9 protein-coding genes and 1 pseudogene are annotated in these 11801 nt (G+C 44.3%); 1 reads left to right on the top strand and 9 read right to left on the bottom strand.

Features of this window, described 5'->3' with window-relative positions; all coding sequences use genetic code 11:
• The 8 genes and pseudogenes from QZ735_RS09210 to hutH form a co-directional block, all read right to left on the bottom strand.
• Positions 1 to 334 (bottom strand): annotated as a pseudogene (locus QZ735_RS09210) (hypothetical protein); the annotation flags it as partial.
• A 237-nt stretch (positions 335 to 571) separates the two neighbouring features.
• Positions 572 to 2230, bottom strand: coding sequence for a C45 family peptidase (locus QZ735_RS09205; RefSeq protein ID WP_294247243.1), 1659 nt, complete (start codon positions 2228 to 2230; stop codon positions 572 to 574).
• Positions 2231 to 2279: 49 nt separating this feature from the next.
• The gene (locus tag QZ735_RS09200; RefSeq protein ID WP_294247238.1) at positions 2280 to 3815 is read right to left on the bottom strand and encodes an NAD(P)/FAD-dependent oxidoreductase; all 1536 of its coding nucleotides are present in this window, start codon (positions 3813 to 3815) and stop codon (positions 2280 to 2282) included.
• Positions 3816 to 4016: 201 nt separating this feature from the next.
• Complete coding sequence (locus QZ735_RS09195) at positions 4017 to 4901, bottom strand: lipid A biosynthesis acyltransferase (protein WP_294247236.1); 885 nt, start codon at positions 4899 to 4901, stop codon at positions 4017 to 4019.
• A gap of 110 nt (positions 4902 to 5011) precedes the next feature.
• The gene (locus tag QZ735_RS09190) at positions 5012 to 5266 is read right to left on the bottom strand and encodes a phosphopantetheine-binding protein (protein ID WP_294247233.1); all 255 of its coding nucleotides are present in this window, start codon (positions 5264 to 5266) and stop codon (positions 5012 to 5014) included.
• 4 nt (positions 5267 to 5270) lie between these two features.
• Complete coding sequence (locus QZ735_RS09185; protein ID WP_294247231.1) at positions 5271 to 6491, bottom strand: beta-ketoacyl synthase; 1221 nt, start codon at positions 6489 to 6491, stop codon at positions 5271 to 5273.
• A gap of 98 nt (positions 6492 to 6589) precedes the next feature.
• Entirely contained in the window at positions 6590 to 7321 is a 732-nt protein-coding gene (gene fabG / locus QZ735_RS09180) for a 3-oxoacyl-ACP reductase FabG (RefSeq protein WP_294247229.1), read from the bottom strand.
• Between the two features lie 67 nt (positions 7322 to 7388).
• Entirely contained in the window at positions 7389 to 8909 is a 1521-nt protein-coding gene (gene hutH, locus QZ735_RS09175) for a histidine ammonia-lyase (RefSeq protein ID WP_294247227.1), read from the bottom strand.
• A gap of 98 nt (positions 8910 to 9007) precedes the next feature.
• Between hutH and QZ735_RS09170 the strand changes: the two genes are divergently transcribed.
• Positions 9008 to 10252 (top strand): NAD(P)/FAD-dependent oxidoreductase, encoded by a 1245-nt coding sequence (locus tag QZ735_RS09170; RefSeq protein WP_294247225.1) that lies wholly within the window; start codon positions 9008 to 9010, stop codon positions 10250 to 10252.
• Positions 10253 to 10333: 81 nt separating this feature from the next.
• On the opposite strand, the gene QZ735_RS09165 is transcribed toward QZ735_RS09170, so the two are convergent.
• Positions 10334 to 11626: a phenylacetate--CoA ligase family protein gene (locus QZ735_RS09165; protein WP_294247242.1), complete on the bottom strand. Its 1293-nt coding sequence runs from the start codon at positions 11624 to 11626 to the stop codon at positions 10334 to 10336.
• Positions 11627 to 11801: the final 175 nt, after the last annotated feature.

Here is an 11801-nt window from a genome sequence, read left to right as displayed (position 1 = left end):
TAATCAACACCGTCCCTACCGGAAAATTCAGTGATTTATCATCCGTTTCATAACTTGCTTTGGTACCGGCAGGCATCCAGATAAATCTTTTTTTCAGGGCATAGTCTGTGAAAAGGGAGCTTGCAGGCTCATACGGAATGACTTTGCTGTTGGGTGTGAGGTTTTTCAGATCGCCTGTAAAGAAGCGGTAAGTGGAAAGCTTTCCGTATGGAACGGCATCTATATTAAAGTTGACAAAAGAAGTTCCCTCTTCAATGCTTTCGATCCTCTCGTCACTTTTACAGGAACAAAAGCTTAAAAAGCAATATAAATACAGGAAGTAGAGTTTTTTCATCCGGTTACTGTTTATGCGGCTAAGATAAATAATTAAATCGAATCAAATACATTTAATTCAATAAAAAATAAAATATGGAGTAAATAAAAAAAATAATCCGGAAAATAAAAATCAATATGATAAAAAAAGGTGAGTTAAAACAATATAATCACATCCATACCCTGCCGGAATGAAATTAAGTTGAAATTCCCTGTTCCGGAAAATCTTTGTAAATTGGTTCAAGGTAGATCGCAGGTATCATCTGAGATTTCTCTGAACTTTCTTCAGTAATTTCTCTGTATTTTTTCTGTCCGGCACCGTAGTAATCTCTTTGGTCAGGGCCCTTTCAAACTCTGCTTTGGCTTTCCTGTATTCCTTTTTTTTCAGGTAATATTTTCCGGCCTGCTGGTATACCAGCCAGAAATCAGGGTTCATGCGCTGATAGTGACGAATCAGGTCATCAGAAAGTATTTCCCGGCCGTTTGCAGAAGCTTTTTCAATGTCAGCATTCAGCTTCCTGTAGCTTTCATAATTTTTAAAATCCAGGGAATCAGCGAAAGGATCCCGGCCGATATTCATTTCCGGTTTTGAAAACTGATGGTTTCCGTTCTTTTTACCGGAAAAAATTTCATTCAGGTCATAACATACAAATTCGCCAAGCTGATACGGATCAGAAGATACCCAGACCAACCTTTTCTCAGGAGAGAAAATTACGGCATGATGTGCCAGCAACTGATTGATTGCCTTTTCATTGCCATACCCTATTTTTTCTCCTTTCAGACCCGAACGGTCCCGGAGCAGCGCGGCCATTTTTTCAGGATCCAGCTTCTTCTTTTCCTGTAAAAGTTCCTGCAGTTTTTCATAACGGTACCGGGAATGACCCTCCACCATCTGCTTCCGGTTCCTCTTATCGCTTTTATAGGCCTCTGACTGAAAATGGTTGGTACAGAGAATGCGGCTTGAATTTTTCACTTCATAGACGCCGAAATTATCCGGCGAAATTTCAATAACTATTGCTTTCCGGTCATTTGCACTGCCCACCAGAATAGATTCTGATACAAACACCTTTTTCTTTTTTGCGATGGCCACAGCTTCATCTATATTTTTTGCATATTGCAGAATTTCCCTTGTCACCAGGGAAACCGGTGTTTTGGCCGTAAGCGGAATCCTGGATTTCCCGGCATTGATGGTTACGGTAAGTCCTTCCTGGTTCATCCCGGAAACCACCCCGATCATTCCCGGCCAGCTGACAGACAGATAAGGAATTCCTGTTTCGGGTTCCACCATTTCCACCAGTTTATTCTCAGCAAAATCGTCGCCGACATAAAAGTCGAAGTTCCGGCCGATCAGCAGATCGCCGTCCTCCGTGTTTTCATCCCATACGGCCAGCGAGGTGCAGCCTACCATCATCAGGTCCTGCATGGCATGGCCGATGTCATGGGCACCATGCAGATACATTATTCTCAGGAATTCAGGTGCAATAAAATTATATTGGTCTGACGAGTACCGGGACAACCCGTATAATTCTGCCTGATCGTCTTCCCGTATGTTAAGATACATTTTCCGGTTGTACCATTTCAGGAAACCCCGTAACAGGTTCTGCTTGAATTTTGACGGAACAAAACCCTGCACTTTCGAAAAAAAGATTTTTTCCTGTTTGTGCATCAGGTGCTGGGTCAGCGCGCCATTGTTGTATCCCAGCTGTAAAGGGTTTCCCTTAATGTATAATTCCCAGAGCTGTTGCTTATTTTTTGTTAAACGGTTTTGATTAAAATGAAAAGTAGAATCATTGATCCTGCTGACCTCCGGAATTTCAAGCGCATACCGACGGATATCGGGGACATGACGGACCGATTTTCTGATTCCACAGGAAATGAGGCTGATGTTCAGGATAAGGCTGAGGCAAACCAATACGATCTTCTGACCATATAAACAATTGTCTTTTACCGGACCATACTCCCTGTTTTTATTCACCTTTGTTTTTATTAATCATTTGAAGCAATCTCTGATCAATCAGGTCTTTTCCCAGGATTTCAGCACACGTGGTAAAGGCACCGATGGTACAGCCTAATATCCCGTGCATATTTACCGATTGCCCTGTCATAAAAAGATTATCAATCTTCGTTCTCGGGGAAACCATTGTTTTCAGAGGGTTTTCCGAACTTTTCCTGTAACCGTACATGTTTCCGTTGGAACTCCCGATATAATCACGGTATGATAAAGGAGATGAAGTATATATTGCTTTAACCGATGTTCTCAGATCCGGAAACTTTTTTTCCAGTGCCGAAATCATTTTCTCTGCCTTTTCCGTTTTGAAACGTTCATACAGCTCTCCCCTTTCCTGCTCATCAGCAACCGTATTAAAAGTATGCTCCCATTCCTTCACTTCCTCAAAATCCATATAGGAAATGGCAGTGAGACTTTCAGCAAACTCCGGGTGCTGCTTTGACGGTGATGAAGAAAGCATATAGGTCTCCGGCCAGGAATCTTTCCGGTAGCGGTATGCCTGCCAGACAGCGCCCTCCGATCTGTAATGGTACAGATTATAATTGAATTCAGGAATCGTTTCCGGTTCCAGGACAAGATAGACACTGAAGCATGACGGCCCGGGCTCCCAGCTCATGACCCTGTTCAGAAAAGATTTTTTCAGCCGTTCCTCTCCGATGAGCTTTACCGTTGAACGGATTTCGATGTTGGAAATAAACCGGTCTGCAAAATATGCCTTTCCTGCTTTTGTTCTTACCCCCTTCAGCGTATCGCTTTCATCAAAAATAAACTGCTCCACCTCTGCATACTTATGGACTTCCGCACCATGCTCCCGGAGCCTCCGGATCAGCAGTTTTGAGATCTGGCTTCCGCCCTGCACACATTTATACGCGCTTTGAAGATAAGAATTTACCGTCAGGGCATGTACATAAAACGGCACCGTCTCCGAATCCCCGGCATATAAAAAATTGGAGCCTAGCAGAACCGACTGCAATGTGGTGTTCCGGGTAATGGATTCGATCATCCTTTTGGTATTCAGATGAATAATTTCTTCATTATACCGGTCTTCCCCTATCAGGTGATATCTTGGAAACCGGCTGCAGACCCTCCGGATTTCTTCGCAGTAATTCTGCAGGTTCTCCCGTTCATCAGGAAAATACCGGGCCAGCTGCTCTACAAAATTATCATAGCCCTGGGCATGCGGATATTCGGTTGTATCATCCCCGAAGGTAATTTTATCGTAGCCGTCCTTATCCATCTGCTGAAGCTGCAGATCATCCATAATGCCTAGATAAGAAAAATACTGATGAAGGTTTTGCCCTCCGGAAAGACCGCCCAGGTAATGGACACCGGTATCGAAAACCAGTTTGTCACGGGAAAAGGTCTGGAGGTTTCCGCCATACTGGTTATTTTTCTCCAGAACGCAGACTTTCAGGCCTTCTTTGGCAAGAACAAGTGCCGAAACAAGACCTCCCAATCCGCTTCCGATTACCAGTATGTCGAATTCTTTATTCAAAGGAAAGCTGTGTTTGAGTAATTTTGAATTTTAAAACATAAAGCCGGCAGAAATTTTACATTAAGGTCCTCTGTTTTCAGCTCCGCAAAGGCGGTAATACCCGACAAGAGTAAAAGTTATTTACGGCTTACATTTTAAATCCCCCAATTACTTGATGTTTGAGTTAAATATTAGTTTTATTTTGGGGTAAAAGTAGGAAAATTAATCAACATCATCCCAAAAATCGAAATAATTGAACCATTGAAGCGGATATTTCCTGATCATGGATTCAAGATTCCGGGTATAGGAATTCAGAAGGCCCTGTGCATCGCGCTTTTTTACATGCTCCGCCAGTCTTGCATAGAGGTGATAATGCAGGTTCTTTTCTTTCATCACGTAAACATACACTACGGGAACGCCCAGCCTGGAAGCGATAAGAAATGGTCCGGCCGGAAATTTTGCGGTTTTCCCCAGCAGGTTACCTTCAAGGAACTTGGAACCCTCAAAATAGCGGTCTCCGGTAAAGCAGATGAGCTCATTTTTAGACAAAGCCTCATTGATCTCGAAAATATGGGACATGTCTTCCTTTACATAAATGAATTTAATGCTGCTCTGTTTTACGGAAACGCTTTCCAGGTATTCCTTGATTACCGTAACTTCCTGGTCTGTAGTAACCAGGTTGATCTGGCAGTCGAAATCGATATCGGCAAAGAAATGTTCTGCAATTTCAAAATTCCCAATGTGGGCGCTGATGAGAACCCCGCCTTTTTTTTCCGCCAGCAGGTTCCTGAGGTTTTCAATCCCGTCGAATTCGTAGGTAAAACGGTCCCTCAATCCTGCAGATATTGCGGTTTTATCAATCAGTACCTTACCGAAAGTAAGATAACTTCTGAACACGGAAATTTTTGTTTTCAGGAAACCATAGCCCAGCCTTTTATGAAAATAAGATGAAATGTAACGGCTGCTTTTCTTCAGGAATAGAAAGTAATAGGCCGCCACAAAGTAAAGCACGGCATACGAACTCCGGATCCCGGCATTGCGGATGCACCAGACAAAAATTTTGTATCCGGTGATGGTCCCTCTGGATTTGCCTTTCCATTTGTTCATAGCATCGGTTGATCAATGTAACGATATAACCGTGTAACAATTATTTAATCAGAAATCGGTAATCAATACATTGTTACATTTTTACATTGCCACATTGCTACATTGTTACATTAGTTGTTCTTTTCAGTGATTTTGTTTTGGATGGCTGAATAGAAATCATCGAAAGTAACCATCTGCTTAAAGTCTGCCTCACCCAGCTTTACCCCGAAGTTGGATTCGATGACAACCACCAGGTCGATATAATCCAGGCTGTCCAGCCCTAATGTCTGTTTCAGGTTGGCCTCATTGCTGATTTCATCACCATCCACTTCAAATTCGTTGATTAAAAAGTCGTTAACGATAGCAACAATTTTTTCCCTTTCCATGTTTTTATGTAAATTTTTTAACGATTAATGCGGAGTTGGTTCCTCCGAATCCAAAAGAATTGGACAAAAATACGTCAATTTTTTGACTTTTTGTTTCAGCTATCAGATTTATCCTTTTTGCCTCATCATCAGGATTTTCCAGGTTGATGTTCGGGGCTATAAAATCATGCTGCATCATTAAAATGGAGTAGATAACTTCACTTGCTCCGGCCATCCAGCATTCGTGCCCGGTCATGGATTTTGTGGAGCTTACCGGAACTTGGCCGCCGAAGATTTCATAAATAGCTTTGGCCTCATTGGCATCGCCGATCGGGGTAGAAGTAGCGTGGGCATTAATATAGTCGATATCCTGTGCAGTAAGGCCCGACTGCTTCAGTGCCCTTTCCATGGCAAGGGCCGGCCCGTCTACATTCGGGGTGGAAATATGGCCGCCGTTGGATGAAAAGCCATACCCTGCGATTTCCGCGATGATATGGGCTCCTCTTTTTTGTGCGGATTCCAGGCTTTCAACGATCAGCGTTGCGCCGCCTCCGCTCGGGATCAGGCCATCTCTCCCGGAGTCGAAAGGCCTTGAAGCTTTCGTAGGTTCGTTTTCCCTGACGGAAAAAACGCCCAGCCCGTCAAAGCTGGCCATTGAATACATATTGGTTTCCTGCGCTCCTCCGCAGACAATCATATCCTGGAAGCCGTTTTTGATCATCATATAGGCCAGTCCTAAAGAATGGGAACCGCTTGCACATGCTGCACTGATGGTGAGGTTAATGCCCTTCAGTTTAAAAATCGTGGAAAGGTTCATCGTCACCGTAGAGTTCATGGATTTGAAAATGGCTCCGGAACCCATCAGTGTCGTATCTTTTTTCTCTCTCGCAATGTCTATGGATTCCACAACTGCCTTGGAAACACTATCGTTTCCGTACAGGATCCCGACTTCGTTATGATCTAAAAAGTCCTGGTCGATACCGGCCTGCTGAAAAGCATCAAGCGTGGCAAGATAAGCATATTCACTTTCCTCGCCCATGCTTACCCGCTGCCTCCGGTTCAGAAGGTTCTTCAGATCCGGTTTCGGCACAACGCCCGTAAGGCCCGACCGGAAGCCGAACTCTTTTCTTTCATCCACTAAAAAAATACCGGATTTTCCCTGAAATAAAGATTCCTTCACCGCTTCCAAAGAAGTTCCGATGCAGGAATAAATTCCCATTCCGGTAATGACCACCCTGTTTTCCATGTTGCTAAATTTAACAATGTATCAATCTAACAATGTAACAATTCTTATCAATCCGTATTCATTGGTATATCGGTACACTGGTATCTTGTTACATTAATTTATGAGTAGATTCCGCCGTTAATATTAATGACTTCGCCTGTAATGTACGATGATTTTTTTGAAGCTAAAAATGCTACCAGATCCGCCACTTCTTCCGCTTCACCGAAACGGTTGGCAGGAATCATCGCTTTTAATTCCTCTTCATTGAATTCCTGTGTCATATCTGTTTTAATAAAGCCCGGGGCTACTGCATTTACGGTGATGTTTCTTTTTGCCACTTCCTGGGCCAATGCTTTGGTAGCACCCACCAGCGCTCCTTTTGCAGCAGAATAATTCGTCTGCCCGGCTGTACCCTTGACACCGGAAACGGACACCATATTGATAATCCTTCCGTATTTGTTGCGCAGCAGCTTCTGGATAAAGAAGTTGGTTACATTGAAGAAGCCGTTCAGGCTGGTATTAATAACTGCATTCCAGTCTTCACTCGGCATCCACATGAAAAGTCCGTCCCTGGTAATTCCGGCATTGTTTACAATCACCTCAACGATTGCTTTCGGATGGTTTTCCTGCCATTGGGTAAGAACAGCCTGCGTTTCTCCGGCATTACCGACGTCGAACTTCAGGATTTCCCCCGTAGCGCCCAGCTCTTCCACCCTGGCCAGCGTATCTTTTGCCGCTGTCTCGTTGGAAGTGTAATTAATGAGAAGATGGTAATTCTTTTCTTCTGCCAGTTTGATACAGATCGCTCTTCCGATTCCCCTGGAGCCGCCTGTGATGATTGCACATTTCATGTGTAGCGTATGTTAGTTTTAATTTTGGGTATATTCTTCTTCTATGACAACTTCTATCGGCCGGAGGTTACATACTCTTCAGATAGTTTTTTACACGTTCCAGATACGGATACATCACCATATCATTGGAAAACGCGGGAATGATCTTTCTTATTTCGTCATACAGCTCTTTTGTTGCCGATGATATTTTATCCTGGAACCCAAGGTATTCGATAGCCTGGACGATGGTAATGGCCTCAATCGCCAATACTTCAAATGCATTTTCAATGACTTTTCTGCAGATCACCGCCGCATTGGTTCCCATGCTCACAATATCCTGATTGTCATTATTATTCGGAATGCTGTGGACATACATCGGGTTGGAAAGCATCTGGCTTTCCGCCGTAGTGGAAGTCGCCGTAAACTGAACGCCCTGCATCCCGAAGTTGAAGCCCAGTTTCCCCAGGTTCACAAAAGGAGGTAAAATCTCATTGATTTTGGCATTCAGCAGGTAATTCAGCTGTCTTTCGGCCAGCATCGTCAGCTTGGTAACCACAATCTTGAGCTTATCCATTTCCAGCGATATGTAGTCGCCGTGGAAATTCCCGCCATGGTATACATGCCGGTCCGCCACGTTGATGATCGGATTGTCATTGGCAGAGTTGATTTCATTTTCCAGTACCTTCTCCGTATATTCCAATGTATCCAGGACAGGACCGAGGATCTGCGGAACACATCGTAAAGAATAGTATTCCTGGACCTTATCTTTGAAAACCTTCTCCTGCTCTTCAAAATGAGTATAGAGATGATCGGCCCTTTTCCTTACCAGCTTACTGTCTGCCAGGTGGTCACGCATCCGGGCGGCCACTTTCTGCTGTCCTGCATGAAGCTTTGTTCCGTTGAGCGGTTCCGACAGGTGATCGTCATAAGCCTGTACAATTTCATTAATGGCACAGGAAAGAGCAATAGAAATGTCCGTCAGCTGGTTAGCTTTATGGGCATTGACAGCACCGATTCCCGACATTGCAGAAGTTCCGTTCATCAGGGCCAGCCCTTCCCGGATCTCTACGCGGATCGGCTCCAATCCTTCCGTTTCCAATACTTCCCTGGCAGGTTTTCTCTCTCCTCTGTAAAAAACTTCGCCTTCACCGATCAGCACGAGGGCAAGATGTGCCAGCTGAACCAGGTCGCCGCTGGCCCCTACGCCTCCGTGTTCGAAAATCAGCGGTGTGATATCCCTGTTGATCAGTTCCTTAAGCAGGATAACAACCGAAGGATGAACACCCGAATTGCCTAAAGAGAGCGTATTCAGCCTTGCCAGCATGCAGGCTTTCACTTCTGCCGCCGGAAGCGGGTTCCCGATTCCTGAAGAATGGCTCCGGATCAGGTTGTACTGAAGCTGATGGGTGTCTTCATCACTGATCTTGAACTGCGCCATCGGCCCGAAGCCGGTGTTGACTCCGTATATTACTTTATTTCTTGAAAATTCTTTAAGAAACTGAAAACTCTCATCCACCCTGGCCAGCAGTGTTTCGTCCAGTTCTATTTTCTCATTTCCGATAATGACTTTTTTGAAGTCGTTCAGTTCTAAAAAGTTATTTATTCTCATCAATTAAAAGTAATAGTAAGATAATTTTGTAATTATTAATTAAATGTCATTAATTTTGCGGCAAAGATAGAGGTTATTATTAAAATAAAAAATCAAAGATGAGTAAAGAGTTTGTTGATGTTCTCGTCATCGGAGCCGGGCCTTCCGGATGCGTATCTTCTTCATATTTAAAGAAGAACAACATCAGCGTAAAAGTGGTGGAAAAGACAAAATTCCCAAGACTTGTCGTAGGTGAAAGCTTAATCCCAAGGGTGATGGATCATTTTTATGAAGCCGGCCTGTTTCCGGTCCTGGACAGCATGGGTTTCGAGAAAAAGCTGGGTGCCCGGTTCCTCAGGGGAAACGAAGTTTGCCTCTTTGATTTCAGCAATAAGTTCGGGAAAGGCTGGGACTGGACCTGGCAGGTACCGCGGGCGGATTTTGATAATGCCCTGGCACAGGAAGTAATCAAAAAGGGCGTCGACCTGGAATTTGAAACTGAAGTCACCGGTATTCAGTTCAACGGAACGGATTCCGTAACAACGGTAAGGACCAGGGACGGGGAAACAAAGGAAATCCATGCCAAATTCGTCATCGATTCCAGCGGCTACGGAAGGGTGCTGCCAAGACTTTTAGACCTCGAAAAGCCTTCAAAGCTCTCTCCCCATTCCGCTATTTTTTCCCATGTAAAGGACACTAACCGGGAAGATGGGACTGAAGGAACCCTGATCTCTTTCGACATTATTGAAACGGAAGTCTGGCTTTGGGTGATCCCTTTCTCCAATGGTAATACCAGTGTAGGAATTGTTGGGCCTACCGATTATATCGACAGGCTTTCCAAAGACGGGGATACTGCCGGGGCCCTGAGAAAAGCAATTTCCCTTTCTGATTATTATATGAATCGTTTTGGCGATGTGGATTTCCTGTTCGAGCCAAGACACCTTAAAGACTATTCATGCTCCGTGAAAAGCTTGTTCGGAGACGGTTTTGCCCTTACCGGGAATGCTTCCGAATTTCTGGATCCTGTTTTCTCTTCCGGGATGGCTTTTGCCACGGAATCGGGAATGCTGGCAGCCAAATTGGCACTAAGGCAGCTGAACGGTGAAAGAATCGACTGGCAGAAGGAGTATTCAGACTATATCCTCTATGGGGTGGATGTTTTCACGACCTATGTAAAAGAATGGTATACCGGAAATCTTCAGGAGCTGTTTTTCCACCAGCCGGAAAATCCGGATGTAAAGAGGAAGATCTGCGCCGTACTGGCGGGATATGTCTGGAACAAGAAAAATACCTTTGTAAGAATCCATGATACGGCCATAAAAAATTTAGCCGAATTTATTAAAACGGAAAAGCAACAGGCATAAAAAATCCGCCTTCCTGATAGGAAAGCGGATTTTTTGTCTTATTTCATGGTATTTCAGCCATATACATGAAGAAGGCCGTTATCAGCGTAAATCTACGAAAGTAATGGGTTTCCTGCTGTTCGGATGAAACACAGTTTTAGATAAAACATCAAAATCGTTTATTTCAATTTTCGGACTGACCCTTAACTTGGCCCTGAAATGATCCCTTACTTCACTGACAAAGCTTTCCGATTCGCGATCTGTACTGATCTTGATCACGATTTCATCCAGCCCTATTTCATTTGACCGGATAACGATCTGGTAACACAGGATATGGCTGAAATCATTCAGGATGTCACTCATAGCCGGCGGATACAGTGTTGTCCCTTTATACTTGATCATCTGCTGCTTTCTCCCGAGCACAGGGCCTAATCTCATGGTATTCCTTCCACAGGCACAGGGTTCATTATGGGCTTTTACAAGATCCCCGGTTTTGAATCTCAGCAGGGGCAGCGCTTCAACGCCCAGGGTAGTGATGGTCAATTCCCCGCTTTCTCCTGCCTGTACCGGATTCCCGTCATCATCCAGGATCTCCGTAATAATCAGTTCCGGGTGCTGGTGGCCGCCGTTCTGGAATTCGCATTCCGTGAAAGCCGTGCTCATTTCCGTAGAAGCATAGGTTGAGAAAAGCTTGATGTTCCATTTCTCCTTGATTTTGCGCGAAAGAATATTATCCGTAAAATCCTGATTCTTTATGCTTTCCCCGATACAAACGGCTCCGTAGACACTTGAGTTTCTGTAATCGATATCATGCTTCTCAGCGTAATCAATCATCTTTAATAAAAATGACGGGACGGTAATCAGGTATTTCGGTTTGTATCTGAAGATGGAATCCCATTGCAGCTCCGGGATTCCGGGACCCATTCTTACGACGCTTGCTCCCATTTTCCGCAGCCCTAAAAAGTAAGCCAGCCCGGCCATGAACCTTTTATCGATGGTGGTGATCATCTGTACAACATCACCTTTCCGGATTCCGGCACAGGCAAAGGAAATGGCTTCGTTATACGCCAGCCTTTCCAGATCATTGTCGGACAAACCGAACGTCACCGGGTCGCCCAATGTTCCTGAGGTGGTGCTGTAATCCACGATCTTATCCGGTGTAATGCAGAAGAAGTCATTATTGTTCTGCTGGATATCGTTCTTTGTTGTCACCGGGATCTTCTGCAGGTCTTCCAGGGTGCGGATATCAGCAATGCAGATATTGTTTTCCTTGAAAAGTCTCTGGTAAAAAGGAGAATGCAGCTCAAGATACACCAGCAATTCCCGGAGTTTTTGCTCCTGAAATTCCTGTATTTCCCGGGTGGTTGCTTTTTCTATGGAGGGATGGAGTTCCAATGTTTGTTTACTTTTAGAAGACAAATGTATTTAATTTAAAATTAAATCCCGCGAATGAATGTTCCACAGGCAGTGCAGAAAAGTCACTGTATGGTTTATGAACGAAGAGGTGGCACAGGATATTTGACAACTTTTTGGGTATTAAAGTCTGCAAAGGCATTTTCTTGCACGGCTA

Source organism: uncultured Chryseobacterium sp. (genome assembly GCF_913776365.1).
Lineage (GTDB): Bacteria > Bacteroidota > Bacteroidia > Flavobacteriales > Weeksellaceae > Chryseobacterium.
The sequence above is the reverse complement of the archived record's forward strand: the minus strand, read 5'-3'. Positions and strand labels throughout refer to the sequence as shown.